The organism is Sphingomonas sp. R1 (assembly GCF_025960285.1).
Classification (GTDB): domain Bacteria; phylum Pseudomonadota; class Alphaproteobacteria; order Sphingomonadales; family Sphingomonadaceae; genus Sphingomonas.
Map to the genome: position 1 here is coordinate 2,047,255 of NZ_CP110111.1, position 19,334 is coordinate 2,066,588.

A 19,334-nucleotide genomic window follows, 5' to 3' on the forward strand; every position below is an offset into this window, starting at 1 on the left:
GCCGAGCCGGCGCGCGCAGCTATGGTATCGGCTGTCACCGTCCGTGGGGGATCCCGTCTCGATGCCGTCCATTCGTTTGCTCTGCAGTACCGCGCTGATCGCGCTGGCCGCACCCGCCCTGCCCGCCTTCGCGCAGCAGGCGCCGGCCGCCGCGCCCGCGCCGCTCGCCACGCTCGTCGATCAGGTGAAGCTGCCCTTTGAGCAGTTCACCCTGGCCAACGGCCTGCGCGTGATCGTCCATACCGATCGCAAGGCGCCGGTGGTGGCGCTGTCGGTGTGGTATGATGTCGGCTCCAAGCACGAGCCTGCGGGCAAGACCGGCTTCGCGCACCTGTTCGAGCATTTGATGTTCAACGGCTCGCAGAACGCGCCCGGCGACTTCTTCGAGCCGCTCAAGCAGGTCGGCGCGACCGATCTCAACGGCACCACCAGCTTCGATCGCACCAATTATTTCGAGACGGTGCCCCGGCCCGCGCTCGAGCGCGCGCTGTTCCTCGAAAGCGACCGGATGGGCTGGCTCACCCCCGCGATCACGCAAGGCGTGCTCGACGAGCAGCGCGGCGTCGTCCAGAACGAGAAGCGCCAGGGCGACAACCGCCCCTATGGCCTGATCCAGTATCTGCTGTTTTCCGAACTGCTCGGCACCACCCCCTATGGGCACACGCCGATCGGGTCGATGGCCGATCTCGACAAGGCGAGCCTTGCCGATGTGAAGGGCTGGTTCCGCGACCATTACGGCCCGAACAACGCGGTGCTGGTGCTGGCCGGCGACGTCGACGCCGCCGAGGCGCGGCCGCTGGTCGAGAAATATTTCGGCGCCATCGCGCGCGGCCCGAAGAGCGCGCTGCCCGTGGTGACCATCCCCACCCTTCCCGCCGCCAAGACGGTGGTGATGAAGGACCGGGTGCCCGCGACGCTGATCGTGCGCAGCTGGGCGGTGCCGGGGCTCAACGATCCCGATTCGTCCGCGCTCGAAGTGTTCGGGCAGGTGCTGGGCGGGCTCGCCAGCTCGCGGCTCGACAATGCGCTGGTGCGCAAGGAGAAGCTGGTCGTGAGCGTCTCGGCAGGCGCCAGCGCGATGGCCCAGCTGGGCATGTTCCAGATCCAGGCGGTCCTCAAGCCCGGCGTCGATCCGGCGCTGGTCAACCAGCGGATCGACGCGATCCTCGCCGAGCTGATCGCCAAGGGCCCGACCGCGGACGAGGTGCAGCGCGTCGCCACCACCCGCGTCGCCGGTACCATCGCCGGGCTCGAATCGACCCGCGCACAGGCCGCCACCCTGGCCGAGGGCGCGCTCTATTCGAACGATCCGGGCATCTTCCGCCGCCGCCTCACGGAGGTCGCGACGATGACCCCGGCCAAGGCCCGCGCCGCTGCCGCCAAATGGCTGTCGCGCCCGGCCCTCACCATCCGCGTCGAGCCCGGCGAGCGCGAGGCCTATCAGGAATCCGCCCCCGTGCCGCCCGCCAAGCCCGCCGCGGAGGAGGCGATCCCCAAGGGGACGCGCGGCGGCCTGCCGGACGTGGGGCCAGTGCGCGACATCCGCTTCCCCACGGTGGAGCGCACCACGCTCTCCAACGGCATCGCGCTGGTCTATGCCCGCCAGAGCGCGGTGCCGATCACCCAGGTCTCGCTGAGCTTCGATGCCGGGGTCACCGCCGATCCGGACGGCAAGGCGGGTACGCAGAACCTCACGCTCGCGCTGCTCGAGGAAGGCACGACCAGCCGCGATTCGATCGCGATCGCCGAGGCCGAGGAGCGGCTGGGCGCCAATATCGGCTCGGGCAGCTCGGCGGACCGGACCTATCTGACGCTCGGCGTTCCCAGCGCCAATCTGGGCGGCGCGGTCGATCTGTTCGCCGACATCGTCCGCCACCCGGCCTTTGCCCCGGCCGAGGTCGAGCGGATCCGCGCGACCACGCTCACCGGCATCCAGTTCGAGCTGAGCGACCCCAGCGGCCTTGCCGGCCGCGTGCTGCCGGGCCTGCTCTACGGCAGCGGCTATCCCTATGCGAAGCTGGGCAACGGCTCGGGTGATCCCGCGGCGGTGGCCAAGCTCTCGCGCGACGACCTGCTCGCCTTCCACCGCGCCTGGATCCGGCCGGACAAGGCCAAGATCTTCGTCGTCAGCGATCTGCCGCTCGCGCAGGTGAAGGCGGCGCTCGAGGCGCGCTTCGGCGCCTGGCAGGGGGAGGGCGCCGCGGGCGTGAAGGCCTTTGCCGGCAAGCCGCAGCCGGCAGGCGCGCGCATCGTGCTGATCGACCGGCCGAACTCGCCCCAGTCGCTGATCCAGGCCGGCCAGATGACGCCGCTGGATCCCACCGGCGACCTGCTCGTCGCCACCACCGCCAATCAGGTGCTGGGCGGCGGCTTCCTGTCGCGCATCAACATGGAGCTGCGCGAGAACAAGCACTGGTCCTATGGCGCGGGCGGCGGGTTCAACTGGCTCGAACATGCCGTTCCCTATTCGGTCAACGCCCCCGTTCAGGCCGATCGCACCGGTGATTCGATCCGCGCGATCCGCCAGCAGGTGCGCGACTTCCTGACCACCGCGGGCGTCACCCCGGCCGAGCTGACCCGCGAAGTGAACGGTGCCACCCGCGAACTCGCCGGCCGATTCGAAACCGCGGGCGCCGTGCTCGGCGCGATGCAGCAGAACGACATCCGCCACCGCCCGGACGATTATTACGATACGATCGCGCAAAAATATCGCGCGCTCACCGCAGCCCAGCTTGACGCTGCGGCACGCGGGGCACTCGACGTGGATCGCTTCGTTTGGGTGGTCGTGGGCGACGCCGCCAAGGTCCGCCCGCAGCTTGACAGCCTCGGCGTGCCTGTCGAGGTGATCAGCGCGGCGTCGCTGGCGGGAAAGACCCCGCCGGCAGCCAAGTAACCAGGTTAGCAGGAGAGACCCAAATGGCGAATGTGGATGGCAGCTGGAACACCGTGACCAAGTCGCCGCTGGGCGACCAGCAGGCGACCCTCACGGTCACCAGCAACGGCGACAGCTTCACCGGCAGCTTCAACGGCGCGATGGGCCAGACCGAGATCAAGGACGGCAAGGTGAACGGGGACACGCTCAGCTGGTCGCTCGACATCTCGGTGCCGATGCCGATGACGCTCACCTGCGAGGCGACCGTGACCGGCGACGCGCTGGACGGCACCGTGACCGCGGGTGCGTTCGGCAGCTTCCCGATCACCGGCACGCGCGCCTGATCGATCCGGCGCAGTCCCTCGCCACGCGGCGGGGGACTGCGCCGACCATCGACGATTGTTACATTTCATTGCTGTAACAAAACCGTTTCCGAACCGACACGAAAACGACCTCGAACCCCCATAGCGGCCTCATCCAAAGAGAGACCATCAGGGGGCTTCCATGACATCGCTACACAAGGGCATCCTCGCGTCCAGCGCGAGCGTGCTGGCCTGCATCTTCGCCACGGCCGCCGCTGCGCAGACCGCGCAAGACCAGGAGCCGGTTCCCGGCGAGATCATCGTCACCGGCGCGCGCCCGATCGCCGAATCCGAATCGCTGGCGCTGCGCATCCAGCGCGCCTCGGATTCGCTCGTCACCGTGGCCGCCGCCGACGGCGTGGGTCGCCTGCCCGACCAGAACATCGCCCAGGCCGCTAGCCGCCTGCCGGGCATCGCGGTGGAGCGTGACCAGGGCCAGGCCCGCTACATCTCGCTGCGCGGCGCGCCGAACTACTGGACCACGCTGTCGTTCGACGGGATCACCGTCGTCAGCCCCGAAGGCCGCGACGCGCGCTTCGATTCGATCCCCTCGGCGATCGCCTCGCAGATCGTCGTCTCCAAGGCGGTGACGCCGGACATGACCGGCGAGACGGTGGCGGGCAACGTCAACGTCATCACCCGCTCGGCGTTCGATTACAAGGGCGCGCATTTCGCCGGCAAGGCAGGCTATGGCATCGCCGAACTGGGCGAGCGCAAGCAGTATGAAGTCTCCGCCGTCGCCTCCGACCGCTTCCGGGTCGGCGGGGGCGAAATCGGCGTGCTGGTATCCGGCAGCTATTTCCAGCGCGGCATGATCACCGACAATTTCGAGACCGATTACGAGCGCGTCTCGCAGGATGCGCGCCCGGGCAACGCCACCCGCTTCTGGGCGGCGGAGGCCGAGAACAAGCTGTATCGCCTCACCCGTCGCAACTGGTCGGCCTCGGGCCGGGTCGACTACAAGCCCGACGATCGCAACACCATCTCGCTGCGCTCGATCTACACCATCTTCAAGGACGACGAGGCACGCGACAATTATCGCTTCGATCTCGACGACCGGCAGAGCGATCTCGTCGCCAACACCGCCGATTGTGCCCGCGACGTGAACCCGACGCCGACCACCACCGGCTATGCCGATGTCTGCATCGGCAACACGCCCCAGAAGGGCACGATCTACGGCATCGACATCCGCCAGCGTTCGACGCTGCGCGCCTTCCGCCAGTCGATCTTCACCAACAGCCTGGTCGGCGAGCATGACATCGCGCCGGGCTGGCACCTCTCCTGGGCGGGCAACTACACCGAATCCAAGGACGATCGCTCGGTCGTCGGCGAGCTTTCGTGGGACAGCCCCAGCACCCGCACGCTGCGCCCGACGGTCGCCTACGACTTCAGCGACCCGAACCGCTCGCGGCTGATGCTCTACACCACCAACCAGCTGAGCAGCCCCACCCGCTATTCGGCCGGCACCCGCGTCGTCGCGATCGACACCTTCACCAAGCCCGCGTCGTCGCTCACCGTGCTGGACGCCGTCGACACGACCAAGGCCTATACCGGCCGCGTGGTGCTGGCGCGCGAGACGCGCTTCCTGGGCAGCGACGCGACGCTGAAGGCGGGCTTCCAGTTCGACCAGCGCACCAAGGTGGCCGACGAGAAGCAGATCCTGGTCAACACCGCCGCCGGCCTCACCGCGATCGGCGTGCCGACCAGCTACACGGACTTCTCGCTCGGCGATCCGTTCGCCGGCAAGATCCCGATGGACTATACCTTCCGCTATTTCGATACGGACAAGATGCGCACGGTGGCCAATGCCGCGCGCAGCCAGTTCGCCTTCACGCCCAACACCGCCAACAATTATGACGTGCGCGAGCGCGTCTATGCCGGCTATGTGATGGGGACGCTGCGCTACGACTGGGGCTCGATCCTCGGCGGCGTGCGCGTCGAGCGGCTGGAAAATCGCGGCAAGGCCGTCGCCACGCTGGGTGCCGCCACCGGCCCGGTAACCGCCAGCTCCAGCCAGACGCTGGCCTTCCCGAGCCTGCACATCAACTACAATGTCGACACCACCAAGAAGCTGCGCCTGTCGTTCAACTCGGGCGCCGCGCGCGCCGATTACGACCAGATGCGGCCGAACGTGGTGATCAACGATACCAACCAGGTCATCTCCGGCGGCAACCCGGCGGTGAAGCCCGAGCGCGCCTATGGCGTCGACGGCTATTTCGAATGGTATGTCCGTCCGCAGGGCTATCTGATGGCGGGCCTGTTCTACAAGCGGGTGGAGGACGTGCTGTATCGCCAGTCACGCACCTTCGGATCGAACGCGCTGGACAGCAACGGGATCGACCGCTCGTCCTATGTCTTCACCGGCATCACCAATGGCGGCGATGGCCGCATCTTCGGGGCCGAGGCGGCCGCGCAGCTGCAGCTCGAACCCTGGACCGGATCGCTGGGCCTGCCGGACTGGATGGGCGGCTTCGGCATCTCCGCCAACGTCACGCTCAACGACAGCCAGGTGACCAAGCCCGCGATCGGCGCGGTGCCGTCGCGCAAGGTGCGCCTGCCCGGCACGTCGGACCTGATCTACAATGTCGGCGGCTATTACGAGAAGTACGGCCTGTCGCTCCGCGTCCAGTATCAGCGCCGCAGCGACTGGCTCGACACGATCGCCGACGACCTGACCGATGCCGGCGACACCTATTGGGCCGCGGACGAGGAGATGGACATCTCGGCGCGCTATGCGATCACCCGGCGCTTCGAAATCTATGCCGATGTGCAGAACGTGCTCAACCAGCCGGGCCGCCGCTATTCGGAGCCGGGCAACCTGCTCACCGCCACCGGCACGCCCACGCCGACGATCAAGGCGCAGACGATCGAGTGGGAGCGGTTCGGCCGCCGCTATGCCGCGGGCATCCGCCTGACCTTCTGACCGTGCCCGACCGTCCTGCGCGCCCGCACCGGCGCGGAGGACGGTCGCCGCCCCCGGCGGTGGGGCTTGTCCATGCGCGCGGGCTTCCTACAAGGTCTCCATGACCGAAACGCCCACGCCGCCCGTCGCCGCCACCCGCCCGCACAGCTTCACCCGCCACGGCATCACCATCCAGGACCCCTGGGCCTGGCTGCGCGACCCCGGCTACCCCGAGGTGACGGACAAGGATGTTCTCGCCTATCTCGAGGCCGAGAACGGCTATTTCGACGCGATCATGGCGCCGCTCAAGCCGCTGTCCGAGACGCTGTTCCAGGAGATGCGCGGCCGGATCAAGGAAGACGAGGCCAGCGTCCCCCAGCGCGACGGCGACTGGATCTACTGGACCGACTACGAGGTCGGCGGCGAATATCCGCGCTGGTGGCGCAAGCCCGCCGCCGGCGGCGCGGACCAGCTGATCCTCGACGAACCCGCGCTCGCCGCCGGCAAGGAATATTTCCGCCTCGGCGAAATCTCCGCCAGCCCGGACGGCCGCTGGCTGGCCTATGCCTATGACGACAACGGCTCGGAGCGGTTCGAGGTTAGGGTCAAGGACCTCACCACCGGCGAGCTCCTCCCCGACACCATCTCGGGCATGCTCTCCGAGATCGTGTGGACGGCGGATTCCAAGGGCTTTCTCTACGGCCTCGCCAACGAGAACTGGCGCACCGACAATGCCCGCTGGCACAAGCTGGGCGAGCCGGTGGAAAACGACATCGAGCTGTTCCGCGAGCAGGACGAAGGCTACCGCGTCGCCGTCGGCGAGACCCAGTCGCGCAAGTGGCTGACCATCGCCACCGGCGACCATGTGACCAGCGAGGTCTGGCTGCTCCCCGCCGACAACCCCGCCGCCACGCCGATCTGCGTCGCCCCGCGCAAGCCGGGCCGCGAATATGACGTGGACGAGCATGACGGCACGCTGTTCATCCACACCAACGATACCGACACCAACTGGCGCCTCGTCACCGCGCCGATCACCGCGCCGTCCGAATGGACCGAGCGCATCGCCCCCTCGCGCCATTTCTACATGACCGGCGTCACCTGCTTCGCCGATTTCTTCATCGTCGAGGGCCGCGAGGACGGGCTCGATCAGATCGAGCTGCACCGCTACGACGCGAGCGTGCCCCCCACGCGCCTGAAGTTCCCCGAGGCGAGCTATGTCGCGGGCCTGGGCGACAACCCGGAGTACGCCGTCACCAAGCTCCGGCTCGGCTATGAATCGATGGTCACCCCCGGCACCGTCCAGGATTACGACATCGCCACCGGCGCCTTGGAGACGCTGAAGGTCCAGGAGATCCCCAGCGGCTATGACGGCACCAAATACCGCACCGAGCGCCTGACCATCACCGCGCGCGACGGCACCGCCGTCCCCGTCTCGATCGTCTACCCGCAGGACTTCCCGCGCGACGGCACCGGCAAGCTCTATCTCTATGCGTACGGCGCCTATGGCCACGCCATCCCGCCGGGCTTCTCGACCAGCCGCATGTCGTTCCTCGATCGCGGCATGGCCTTCGCCATCGCCCATATCCGCGGCGGCGACGATCTCGGCCAGCATTGGTATCACGAGGGCAAGCTGGAGAAGCGCACCAACAGCTTCCACGATTTCGTCGACGTGGCGAAGGGGCTGATCACCCTCGGCTATACCGCGCCGGGCCGGATCGCCATCGCCGGCCGGTCGGCGGGCGGCGAGCTGATGGGCGCGGTGGTCAATTCGGACCCCGAGCTGTGGGGCGCGGTGATCGCCGACGTGCCGTTCGTCGACGTGCTCAACACCATGCTCGACGAAAGCCTGCCGCTCACCCCCGGCGAGTGGCCCGAATGGGGCAACCCGATCGAGGACAAGGCGGCGTTCGAGCTGATCCGCAGCTACAGCCCGTACGACAATGTGAGGCCCCAAGCCTATCCGCCGATGCTGATCTCGGGCGGCCTCAACGACCCGCGCGTGACCTATTGGGAGCCCGCCAAATGGGCCGCCCGCCTGCGCGCGACCAAGACCGACGACAACATCCTGCTGCTCAAGACCAATATGGGCGCCGGCCATGGCGGCAAGTCCGGGCGCTGGGAGAGCTTGCGCGAATATGCCGACGAGATGGCGTTCGTGCTTTGGCAATTGGGGGTGGAGGGGTAACCGCTTATTCGACGATGCGACCCAGATGCCCCGCGCCTGATATCGCGGGGCGTTTTGGCCTCTTTTGGACGCAATCGAATTTTTTACTATCTCCGAAATTTATCCATCAAGTTTATGACATTGAAGTTGCCCCAGCATCGTTGAGAGAGCTGAGACCCTGCTGGGGGAAATGCTGCGTGAATGACTTTGATGCCCTTCGACTGCAGAAAATCCGCGACAGGCACGAAATCTCTATCTGACGAAACGATGATAGCGACATCATACGCATTGGACCAAGCGAGGCTGACCAGGTCTGTAGCCATTCTCGTATCAATACCTTTTTCCTCGGTTCCCCTTAGATCGGCATGACAATGCGGGCAGTCCTTAACCTCACCGTGGCACTGCGGACAGGTTATGTGGTTGCGCTTCTTCTGTCGCTCAAGCATGACCGTATGCACGCCGGGAAGCTTATCCAACCAAGTGGTAAACCAGTTACGGAACTTTCCGTCAGCAGGCTTCGCTGGGTCGTAAGACCCATACACATGCATCGCCTCATAGATTACTGGCGCGCCTAAAAGCTGTGAAGCCTCTGCCACCATAACGCCAGCAACCGGCTTCCAATCAAGCATGAACGCATCATCCTCTCGGCGAAGCGAAAGGGAGAAATTCCAGAAGTCGACAAAAATGCGGATGCGCGCTGGCGCGATCACAGGCGGCGCTGAAGCCATGATACCCCCCAAATAGATACGGGGACACCTGACGGCGTCCCCGGGGTCTATATGCTCGGTTCACCAGAGCCGATCAAGCGGCGAGGATCCACGAGGGGTCTGTATGGAATGGGCATATATACGCGAACGCTTTAAAGTCAACTAACGGTTGAATGGGCATACCAAACTGAGCATCAGCGGGCGCCTTACGGACCCCATGCGCTGATAGCGCCCTCACTTTTTGGGCGGTTCTTTTCCACCACTGCCCCCGGTTGGAGGGGGACCGAGTTCACCGGTCGGGGGTTGGTAGCCCCCAGAAATTTTTCCGGGAACATGGAAGCCCGTTGATGATGGCCGATGGCCATTCTGAGGCCCGCGCCCAGGAGCACCAGAAACCTTCTTGGTCATGACACCTTCCTCACCTAAATATTTCAATCCAACTGATATCGCCTCCACAAACAAGAAGCGAACGGGGAGGATCCAAACGGGTCCAGGCCCCGGATTCGTTCAAATCCCAAACATCTTCGAGCAATATGTCCCGCTCCTCCTTGCTGGATGAAGCGAAAGACGCACTGCCATAAATTCCTGCGTACTTCGTGCCGTCACGAAGCTTCAGAATGACATATTTTGGACCGCCAGTCCGCGACAAAGCGTAATCCCACGCCGCAGGAATATGGTGCGGTAGGGTCAGCTTCAATTTGTGGGCGAGAGCATATGCCCATTCTCGCTGATCAATGAACATGACAGCAAGACCGATCAGGCATGGCATGACGAAAAAATATAGTAGCGACCAGAGCCAATAAGGCAGTTCCACAGAACCATTCACGTGAAATACGGGTGAGAACGCCGCATAATAAGCAGATGAGGCGAAAGCGTAGCTCATGAGGCCTTCCTTGAAAGTTGGCCTCGCTCCGTCTTTGAACCGCAACCTGATCGAGACAATCAAGAACCCCGGCGCCAGCAAACTGAAAGCGTTGGAAATCTCAGAAGCCGTTGGCAAGTCAGCCATGAACGGAAGCCCTTTCTCACACCCTCAACAAACCATCATTCAGTGGCTGAAACCACCGAAATTATCCGCACCACCAATGTTCGCCAACCTCAATCCCCCGCAAACCCAAACGCCGTAACCCCGCGCTCCCGCTCGCTCCCCGCCGCTGCCCGCCCCGCAGGCGCCGCCGAGCGCTGCGGACACGCGACCCGCGTACACGCCCGGCACCCCAGCCCGATCGGCGCGGCGCGGCCGGCCAGGTCCACGCCGCGTGCCGCGGCCAGCGTCCCCGCCTCCGCCGCCGGCAGGCCCAGCGCGATCACGAAGCGCGGGCGCACACCGCCCGGCGCGCCCCCATGCGGATGCACGCAGCGCGCGATGGTGAAGGCGCGCGCGCCGTCCTCCAGCTCGACGAGCTGCACCGCCGTCTCGTCGGTCCGCGCAAAGGCGTCATAGGCGTTCCACAAGGGGCACGGCACCGCCGCCTCCACCAGCGCCGATCCGCTGGCGCCGGCATAGCGTTTTGAGACCTGCCCCGCGCGATCGAACCGCATCAGGAAGAAGCTCAGTCCCCGCGCGCCCACCCGCTGCAGCGTCGTCAGCCGGTGGGCGACCTGGCTCGCGCTCGCGCCGAAGCGCCGCTGGAGCAGCTCCAGGTCATAGCCGCTGGCCTCGCACGCGCGCAGGAAGCGGGCATAGGGCATCATCACCGCGGCGGCGAAATAGGCGGTCAGGTGCCGGCGGAACAGCCGCGCGGCCACGCGGTCGAGCTCGGCGCCGCGGACCAGCGCCTCGATCTCGTCGCGCGCCTCCACCGCCAGCTGCTCGGCCAGCGCAAAGGCGCGGGCACTTGGATCGAGCGCCTCGGACAGCTGCAGCTGCCGCGCATGGAGGTCGAGCCGCTTGAGCGTATCGACCATCACCTCGGCGGGCAGGATTCGCACCGCCAGCTGGTGTTTCACCCGCAGCCGATCGGCCATCGCGCCGTACGGCTCGCTGGCCATGCGCAGCTCGTCGGCCAGCGCCTCGCCGGCGGCGTCGAGATCGGCGAAATGGTTGCGCCAGCGCTCGATCGCGCGGCGGACCTGGGGGCCGGGGTCCTGCGCGGCGCCCGGCGTGGGCATGGGGCCGCCGCCGCCCATCCGGTCATAGGCACGGGCGAACGCCTCGGCCCCATCGGGCGCGCCGGCCAGCCATTCCTCGAGCTGGTGGCGATCGATGGCGAGATCGGCGAACAGCGGATCGGCCAGCCGCCGCCGCAGCGCCTCGGCCCCGCCGCCGGGCTCGGCCGCGGCGAGGCGGCGGGGATCGAAGTCATAGGTCTCGGCCAGCTTGAGCATCAGCGCGGCGGAGATAGGCCGCTGGTTGCGCTCGACCAGGTTGAGATAGCTGGGCGAAATCTCCAGCGCCTCCGCCATCGCCGCCTGGGTGACGCCGAGCTGGAAGCGCAGCCGCCGGATGGCGTGCCCGGCGAAGAGTTTGCGTTCGGCCATGGGTGCTCCTGCTCCTTCTCGGCTCCTCCCCGGCGCGGGAGGAATCCCCCCCCTCTCCACCGTCATCCCGGCGAAAGCCGGGATCCATTCGCCTGTCGGACGCCCCTCCTGCCGCGGCGGAGCGGCAATGGATCCCGGCTTCCGCCGGGATGACAGCTGGAAGGTCGACACCTTCTGCCTGTCGCTTTCCTACACGCTGCGTTCCTGGTACGTTCTCGTCCGAGAACTGAGATCAACCTGTAAATACTTTACACCCAAACAAGGAGACCCCGCAACCCACCACACACCCACACCCTGAGCGAAGCCGAAGTTGAGTTCCCCACAAGCACAAACTTCCTAAACTTAGCCACACAAGGTTCAGGCAGTCAGTCAAGGAATTCACAATGTCCCAGTCGCTTGGTTTCGAGGATCTGGTCCCCGCCCCCGCCGGGCGGTTCGAGGGCATCCAGCGCCCCTACACGGCGCACGATGTCGCCAAGCTGCGCGGCTCGCTGCCGGTGGAACACACGCTGGCCCGCCGCGGCGCATTGAAGCTGTGGGAGTTGCTGCGCACCGAGGACTATGTCCATGCGCTCGGCGCGCTCTCGGGCAACCAGGCGATGCAGATGGTCCGCGCGGGGCTCAAGGCGATCTACCTGTCGGGCTGGCAGGTCGCGGCGGATGCCAATACTGCCGGGCAGATGTACCCCGACCAGTCGCTCTACCCGGCCAATGCCGGGCCCGAGCTGGCGCGGCGGATCAACGCGACGCTCCAGCGCGCCGACCAGATCGAGCATATGGAAGGCGGCGCGACGCGCGACTGGTTCGCGCCGATCGTCGCCGATGCCGAAGCCGGGTTCGGCGGGCCGCTCAACTGCTTCGAGATCATGAAGTCCTACATCGCCGCGGGTGCGGCGGGCGTCCATTACGAGGACCAGCTGGCGAGCGAGAAGAAGTGCGGCCATCTGGGCGGCAAGGTGCTGATCCCCACCCAGGCGCATATCCGCAACTTGGATGCGGCACGGCTGGCGGCGGATGTGTGCGGCGTACCGACGGTGATCTGCGCCCGCACCGATGCGGAGTCGGCGAAGCTGATCACCTCGGACGTCGACGAGCGCGACCACCAGTTCCTCACCGGCGAGCGGACCCCCGAGGGGTTTTTCCGGCTGAAGGAAGGCACCGGCGTCGATCACTGCATCCAGCGCGGGCTGGCCTTCGCGCCCCATGCCGACCTGCTGTGGTGGGAGACGTCGAAGCCCAATCTCGACGACGCCCGCCGCTTCGCCGAGGCGATCAAGAAGGCGCATCCCAACAAGATGCTGGCCTATAACTGCTCGCCCAGCTTCAACTGGGAGAAGAACCTGGACAAGGACGACATCGCCCGCTTCCAGCGCGAGATCGGGGCGATGGGGTACAAGTTCCAGTTCGTCACCCTCGCCGGCTTCCACAGCCTCAATTACGGCATGTACGAGCTGGCGCGTGGGTACCGGGACCGGGGCATGGCGGCCTATTCGGAGCTGCAGCAGGCCGAGTTCGCGGCGGAGGCCGAGGGGTACACCGCGACGCGCCACCAGCGCGAGGTCGGCACCGGCTATTTCGACGCCATTGCCCAGACCGTGGCGGGGGGCGCCAGCTCCACCACCGCGCTCGCCGAGAGCACCGAAGCCGCCCAGTTCACCAGCGAAGCAGCGTAACCAGGAGAGTATGTCATGTCGAACGAACCGCAGCGCAGCCGCGCCGTCTTTTCCACCGAGGATTTCCGCCTGCTCCGCGAGGCCGTCGGGGCCCATCTGCAGGCGGTGAAGGACAAGCCGGAATCGGTGAAGTTCTCCAACCTCTACCACCGTTTGGGCCGCGTGGCCTGACGTCTTTCCTGGGGAGGAAAGGATGCCCGCCGGGTCGCATGCCCGGCGGGCATTTCCGCGTCAGTCGGCCCGCGCGCCGAGCTGCGCCAGCCGGGCGGCATGCTCCGCCTTGCCGAAGGGAAAGCGGCGGTAGAAGAACGCAGCGATGCCGCCGAGCAGCAGGTAGACGGCGCAGAAGATCAGCGTGAACCGGTCGATCACCGCATCCGGCACCGTCCCCGGCTTGGCGCCGTCGGGGAAGCCGGAGACGCTGAGGATCAGGCCGGTCGCGAAGATGCCGAGCCCGCTCGAGCATTTCTGGACGAAGAAGAAGCCGGCGAAGAACACGCCCTCGGAACGCCGCCCGGTCTCGACCTCGCTGTGCTCGACCACATCGGCGAGCATCGAGGCCCCGAGCATGGTGGAGGAAACCGCGAAGGTCGCATTGACGGTGAAGATGGTGAACAGCACCGGCAGCAGCAGCGGATCGCCGGGCGCCGGGAACAGGCCGACCAGGCGGAGGACATAGGGTGCGGCAAGCAGCAGCACCGCGCCGACCAGCGCGATGGTCGCCGCAGTCGGCTTGCCCAGCCAGCGGGCGAGCCGCGGCGCGAGCAGGAAGGCGAGGACGACGCCCAGGAACAAGGTCGCACCGAGCAGCTGGAAGGCGAGGTTCCCGAAGCGCCAGACATGGGCGTAGAGGTAATTGGACATCGAGAAGCTGATGCCCTGCGCCACGAAATAGGCGAGCGCCGCGGTCATCAGCACCAGGAAGGCCGGGTTGCGCAGCGTGGCGAACAGCTCGGCGATGCTCTGGCGCAGCGGCTGGGGTTCGATCTCCACCGGCGGGAGATTCTTGATCTCGCGGTGCGTGCCCAGCGCCGAGCCGAGGATCGCCACCACCATCAGCGCCGCCCCGCCGATGGCGAAGCCGGGATAGCCGGCGCGGTCGAACTGGCCGTGCGGCTGGCCGGTCCGCTCGGCAAGGAACCAGCCATAGGAGAGCATCAGCATCGCCATGCCCCCACCCCAGCCGAACAGGAAGCGATAGGCCATGATCCGGGTGCGCTCCTCATAGTCGGAGGAGAGCTCGGGGCTCAGCGCCTGCGACGGCACCTCGAAGGCGGAGACGGCGGTGCGCACCACCACGGCGGAGACGAACAGCCAGCCGAGCAGCGCGCCCTGACTCCAGCTTGTCGGCGGATTCCACAGGAACAGCCAGCCCACCGCGATCGGCAGCCAGGCGGCATACATCCAGGGATGGCGCCGCCCCCAGCGGCTGCGAGTCCGGTCCGACAGCATGCCGATCGCCGGATCGACGAACGCGTCGAACAGCAGCGCGCACATGATCACGAAGCCGACCTGCGCCGCGGGCAACCCCACCACTTGGTTGTAGAAGAGCAGCAGGAACGTGACGAAGCAGAAGTCCTTCACCCCGTACGCCGCCGCGCCGAAGCCATAGGCGAGCATCGTCGGCGTCGCCACGCGCCGGCTGGGCGGTACGGGCGGGGTTTCGGCGGTGCGACCTGCCATCTGTATTCTCTCCGTTGCGTCCCCGCCTCCCGATACAGAGCCGCCCCGAATGTCGCAAACGAAAGACTTTGGAAGATCGGGTATGGCTTGCGACACGCGGTTCTGCCGTTATATCTGCCGATAATTAGAACCGAGAGGATGGCCATGGCCCTCGAACCCGAGCTGTTCGACGCGCTGATCGACACGGTGCGCCGCTTCGTCGCAGAGCGGCTTCGCCCACTGGAGGCGGAGGTGGAGGCGGCCGACGCCATCCCCGAGCCGATCGTCGAGGAGATGAAGGCGCTCGGGCTGTTCGGGCTTTCGATCGACGAGGCACATGGCGGGCTGGGCCTCACCATGGCCGAGGAAGCCCGGGTTGCGATCGAACTGGGCCGGACCACGCCCGCCTTCCGTTCGGCGTTCGGCACCAATGTCGGGATCGGCAGTCAGGGGCTGGTGATCGCCGGCACGCCCGAGCAGAAGGCGCACTGGCTGCCCAAGATCGCCCGCGGCGCGATCATCACCAGCTTTGCCCTGACCGAACCGGATGTCGGCTCGGACTCGGGCGCCGTCCAGACTCGCGCGGTGCGCGACGGCGACGTCTATCGGCTGAGCGGCACCAAGCGCTACATCACCAATGCCGACAAGGCGCAGCTCTTTACCGTGATGGCACGCACCGGCGAGGAAGCCGGCGGTCGGGGCGTCTCCGCCTTCCTGGTGCCGCGCGACCTGCCCGGCGTCTCGATCGGCGAACCCGAGAAGAAGATGGGGCAGAAGGGCGCCCGCGTCGCCGATGTCCGCTTCGATGATGTGCCGGTGCCGGTGGCGAACCGGCTGGGGGCGGAAGGGGAAGGCTTCCGCATTGCGATGCAGGTGCTCGATCGCGGGCGGCTGCACATCGCGGCGGTGTGCGTGGGCGTCGCCGAACGGCTGATCGCCGACTGCGTCGCCTATGCCGGTGAGCGCAAGCAGTTCGGCAAGCCGATCGCCGAGCACCAGCTGATCCAGGCGATGCTGGCCGATTCGAAGACCGAGGCGCTCGCCGCCCGCGCGCTGGTGCTGGAGACCGCCGCAGCCAAGGATGCAGGCGCGAACACCACGATGGAGGCTGCGGCGGCGAAATACTTCGCCAGCGAGATGGTCGGCCGCGTCGCTGACCGCGCGGTGCAGATCTTCGGGGGCGCGGGCTATATCGCCGATTACGGGATCGAGCGGCTCTACCGCGACGTGCGGCTGTTCCGGATCTACGAAGGCACCAGCCAGATCCAGCAGCTGATCATCGCCCGCGAAACGCTGAAGCGCGGCGGATAATAATGGCCGCCTCGATCGGGGCAGGCCTGGAGAGGGAGTTTGGCATGGACGTATCGTCGCTGTTTCGCCTGGATGGTCGCGTGGCGCTGGTTACCGGGGGTTCGCGCGGTATCGGGCGGATGATCGCGGAAGGGTTCGTCGCATCGGGCGCGAAGGTCTATGTTTCCTCGCGCAAGGCGGAGGCCTGCGAGGAGACGTGCGCGGCGCTGGGGGCGAACGCAATCCCGTTGCCCCATGATGTATCGACCGTCGAAGGATGCCGCGCGCTCGCTGCCGATCTGGCCGAGCGCGAGCAGCAGCTCGACATCCTCGTCAACAATGCCGGCGCCGCTTGGGGCGAGCCGTTCGAAAGCTTCCCGGAGAAGGGCTGGGACAAGGTCATGGACCTGAACGTCAAATCGCCCTTCTTCCTGACGCAAGCCCTTCACGGCCTGTTGAAGGCGGCGGGCAGCGCCGAGCGCCCGGCCAAGGTGATCAACATCACCTCGATCGACGGGCAGCGGCTGAATGCCTGGGAAACCTATAGCTACCAGGCATCGAAGGCCGCGCTGATCCACCTCACCCGGCGCATGGCCGCGCGGCTGGTGCGCGACCAGATCCACGTCACCTCGATTGCCCCCGGCGCCTTCCCCAGCGACATGAACAAGGCCGCGCGCGACCATGGCGGCAGTGTCGCGCAGGCGATTCCCGCCAGGCGCATCGGGGTGGCCGAGGACATGGCCGGCGCTGCGATCTTCCTCGCCAGCCGGGCCGGGGACTATCTGGTCGGCGAGACCGTCACGGTGGATGGCGGGCTGGTCAATGCCGCGGTGGGCGCGAGCATCGACGGCTGATCCGTCGATGCTCGCCTGACCCTCAACGCGCGATTTCGCCCGCGGCCAGCACCGCCAGCGTCACGAGTTCGCTGGCGGTTGCGGTCATCGGCGCGATCTGGACCGGCTTCTCCATGCCGATCAGCATCGGACCGATCATCGAATCGCCGCCCAGTTCGCGCAGCAGCTTGGCCGAGATGTTGGCCGACTGCAGGCCGGGCATGATCAGGATGTTGGCGGGGCCGGAGAGGCGTGCGAACGGATAGTTGGCGAGCAGCTTGGGGTTGAGCGCAACGTCCGGCGCCATATCGCCTTCATATTCGAACTGCACGCCGCGCGCGTCGAGCACCTTCACCGCATCGCGGATATTGTCGATCCACTTGCCCTCGGGGTTGCCGAAGGTGGAGTAGCTGAGCAGCGCCACGCGCGGCTCGTGGCCCATGCGGCGGGCAACCTGCACGGTCCGCTCGGCGATGTCCGCCAGTTCCTCGGCATTCGGACGCTCGTTCACCGTGGTATCGGCGATGAACACGGTGTGCGACTGGCCGACCAGCACGTGGATGCCGAACGGGGTGCGCCCCTCGACCGGATCGATGACACGACGCACCTGGCGCATCGTCTCGGCATAGGTCCGCGTCACGCCGGTGATCATCGCATCGGCATGGCCCATGCGCAGCAGCAGCGAGCCGAAGATATTGCGGTCGCGATTGACCATCCGCTCGCAATCGCGGTGCAGATAGCCGCGGCGCTGGAGGCGCTTGTACAGCGTCTCCACCATCTCCTCGACCAGCGGCGAGTTGACGCTGTTGTGCAGCTCGAAGTGATCCGGGTTGGCGCCGAGCGCGCGCAGCCGGTCGTGCACCGATTCGCGGCCGACCAGCACCGGCGTGCCATAGCCACCCTCCTGGAAGGCGATCGCGGCGCGCAGGACCACCTCTTCCTCGCCCTCGGCGAAGATGACGCGCTTGGGCTGCGCACGGGCGCCCTCATAGGCCATGCTGAGCACCGAGGTCGTCGGGTTCATGCGGGCACGCAGCTGCTGGCGATAGGCCGTCATGTCGATGATCGGCCGCGTCGCCACGCCCGAATCCATCGCCGCCTGCGCCACCGCCGAGGGGATGATCTCGATCAGGCGCGGGTCGAACGGCGTCGGGATGATGTAATCCGGGCCGAAACTGTGCGAGGTGCCATAGGCGCTCGCCACTTCCTCCGGCACCTGCTGGCGGGCGAGTTCGGCCAGCGCGCGCGCGGCGGCGACCTTCATCGCATCGTTGATGCCGGTCGCGCGCACGTCGAGCGCGCCGCGGAAGATGAACGGGAAGCAGAGCACGTTGTTGACCTGGTTCGGATAGTCCGAACGGCCGGTGGCGATGATCACGTCCGGCCGCACGCGCTTGGCCTCGGGCGGGGTGATCTCCGGATCGGGGTTGGCCATGGCGAAGATGATCGGCTTGGGCGCCATCTTCTCGAGCAGCTCGGCCGGCAGGGCGTTCGCGGCGGAAAGGCCGAGGAAGACGTCCGCGCCTTCCAGCGCCTCCGCCAGCGTGCGCCGATCGGTCTTGGCGGCGTGCGCCGACTGCCACTGGTTGATGCCCTCGCGGCCCTGGTAGATCACGCCGGTGCGGTCGCACATCAGCAGATTGTCGCTGGGCAGGCCCATCGCCTTGATCAGCTCGGTGCAGGCAATCGCGGCGGCGCCGGCGCCGTTGACGACGATCTTGGTCGTCTTGATGTCGCGGCCGGTGAGGTACAGCGCGTTGATCAGGCCGGCGGCGGCGATGATCGCGGTGCCGTGCTGGTCGTCATGGAACACCGGAATGTTCATGCGCTCGCGCAGCGTCTGCTCGATCACGAAGCATTCCGGCGCCTTGATGTCTTCGAGGTTGATGCCGCCGAAGCTCGGCTCCATCAGCTCGACCGCGTCGATGAAGCGATCGACGTCCTCGGTCTTGAGCTCGAGATCGATCGAGTCGACATCGGCGAAGCGCTTGAACAGCACCGCCTTGCCTTCCATCACCGGCTTGGACGCCAGCGCGCCGAGATTGCCGAGGCCCAGGATCGCCGTACCGTTCGAGATCACCGCGACGAGGTTGCCCTTGGCGGTGTAGTCATAGGCGAGGGCGGGGTTCTCGGAGATCGCCAGCACCGGCACCGCGACGCCCGGCGAATAGGCCAGCGCCAGATCGCGCTGGGTCGCCATCGGCTTCGAGGCGACGATCTCGATCTTACCCGGGCGGCCTTCGGCGTGATAGCGAAGTGCCTCGCGATCGGAAAACTGGACGTTGCTCTCTTCGGCCATCCGCTCGGCTCCTAATTTCTCGGACTGTTTGGGCCCCTAAAGCAGCACGAGGCAGCGATTGCAAACCGCAGAAGGGGAATTCCGTGCTT

General features: G+C 66.6%; 14 protein-coding genes. 9 read left to right on the forward strand and 5 right to left on the reverse strand.

Features of this window, described 5'->3' with window-relative positions; translation table 11 throughout:
• Positions 1-61 precede the first annotated feature (61 nt).
• The 4 genes from OIM94_RS10005 to OIM94_RS10020 all read left to right on the forward strand — a co-directional run bounded on the left by OIM94_RS10005 (position 62) and on the right by OIM94_RS10020 (position 8,321).
• Entirely contained in the window at positions 62-2,893 is a 2,832-nt protein-coding gene (locus OIM94_RS10005) for a M16 family metallopeptidase (RefSeq protein WP_264606591.1), read from the forward strand.
• A gap of 23 nt (positions 2,894-2,916) precedes the next feature.
• Complete coding sequence (locus tag OIM94_RS10010) at positions 2,917-3,216, forward strand: hypothetical protein (protein WP_264606592.1); 300 nt, start codon at positions 2,917-2,919, stop codon at positions 3,214-3,216.
• Between the two features lie 160 nt (positions 3,217-3,376).
• A complete protein-coding gene (locus tag OIM94_RS10015) occupies positions 3,377-6,157 on the forward strand; it encodes a TonB-dependent receptor (RefSeq protein WP_264606593.1) in 2,781 nt (926 codons plus the stop codon).
• A 100-nt stretch (positions 6,158-6,257) separates the two neighbouring features.
• Positions 6,258-8,321 carry a S9 family peptidase gene (locus OIM94_RS10020; protein ID WP_264606594.1) on the forward strand — a complete coding sequence of 688 codons (2,064 nt, stop codon included), beginning with the start codon at positions 6,258-6,260 and terminating at the stop codon, positions 8,319-8,321.
• Between the two features lie 86 nt (positions 8,322-8,407).
• Here OIM94_RS10020 and OIM94_RS10025 read toward each other — a convergent pair whose 3' ends face one another.
• On the reverse strand, positions 8,408-9,010 hold the full coding sequence (locus OIM94_RS10025) for an NYN domain-containing protein (RefSeq protein ID WP_264606595.1): 603 nt from the start codon (positions 9,008-9,010) through the stop codon (positions 8,408-8,410).
• Between the two features lie 415 nt (positions 9,011-9,425).
• The gene (locus OIM94_RS10030; protein ID WP_264609877.1) at positions 9,426-10,007 is read right to left on the reverse strand and encodes a DUF6338 family protein; all 582 of its coding nucleotides are present in this window, start codon (positions 10,005-10,007) and stop codon (positions 9,426-9,428) included.
• Here OIM94_RS10030 and OIM94_RS10035 point away from each other — a divergent pair.
• Complete coding sequence (locus OIM94_RS10035) at positions 9,901-10,134, forward strand: hypothetical protein (protein ID WP_264609965.1); 234 nt, start codon at positions 9,901-9,903, stop codon at positions 10,132-10,134. The genes OIM94_RS10030 and OIM94_RS10035 overlap by 107 nt on opposite strands.
• On the opposite strand, the gene OIM94_RS10040 is transcribed toward OIM94_RS10035, so the two are convergent.
• Positions 10,106-11,488 (reverse strand): helix-turn-helix domain-containing protein, encoded by a 1,383-nt coding sequence (locus tag OIM94_RS10040; protein ID WP_264606596.1) that lies wholly within the window; start codon positions 11,486-11,488, stop codon positions 10,106-10,108. The genes OIM94_RS10035 and OIM94_RS10040 overlap by 29 nt on opposite strands.
• 383 nt (positions 11,489-11,871) lie before the next feature.
• Between OIM94_RS10040 and aceA the strand changes: the two genes are divergently transcribed.
• On the forward strand, positions 11,872-13,161 hold the full coding sequence (aceA, locus tag OIM94_RS10045) for an isocitrate lyase (RefSeq protein WP_264606597.1): 1,290 nt from the start codon (positions 11,872-11,874) through the stop codon (positions 13,159-13,161).
• A 15-nt stretch (positions 13,162-13,176) separates the two neighbouring features.
• Positions 13,177-13,332, forward strand: a complete 156-nt coding sequence (locus OIM94_RS10050) for a hypothetical protein (RefSeq protein ID WP_019367690.1) — start codon at positions 13,177-13,179, stop codon at positions 13,330-13,332.
• A gap of 60 nt (positions 13,333-13,392) precedes the next feature.
• On the opposite strand, the gene OIM94_RS10055 is transcribed toward OIM94_RS10050, so the two are convergent.
• Complete coding sequence (locus OIM94_RS10055) at positions 13,393-14,844, reverse strand: MFS transporter (RefSeq protein ID WP_264606598.1); 1,452 nt, start codon at positions 14,842-14,844, stop codon at positions 13,393-13,395.
• Between the two features lie 144 nt (positions 14,845-14,988).
• Between OIM94_RS10055 and OIM94_RS10060 the strand changes: the two genes are divergently transcribed.
• Positions 14,989-16,134 carry an acyl-CoA dehydrogenase family protein gene (locus OIM94_RS10060; protein WP_264606599.1) on the forward strand — a complete coding sequence of 382 codons (1,146 nt, stop codon included), beginning with the start codon at positions 14,989-14,991 and terminating at the stop codon, positions 16,132-16,134.
• Between the two features lie 44 nt (positions 16,135-16,178).
• On the forward strand, positions 16,179-16,967 hold the full coding sequence (locus OIM94_RS10065; protein ID WP_264606600.1) for an SDR family oxidoreductase: 789 nt from the start codon (positions 16,179-16,181) through the stop codon (positions 16,965-16,967).
• Positions 16,968-16,989: 22 nt separating this feature from the next.
• On the opposite strand, the gene OIM94_RS10070 is transcribed toward OIM94_RS10065, so the two are convergent.
• Positions 16,990-19,245: an NADP-dependent malic enzyme gene (locus tag OIM94_RS10070; protein ID WP_264606601.1), complete on the reverse strand. Its 2,256-nt coding sequence runs from the start codon at positions 19,243-19,245 to the stop codon at positions 16,990-16,992.
• Between the last annotated feature and the right edge of the window lie 89 nt (positions 19,246-19,334).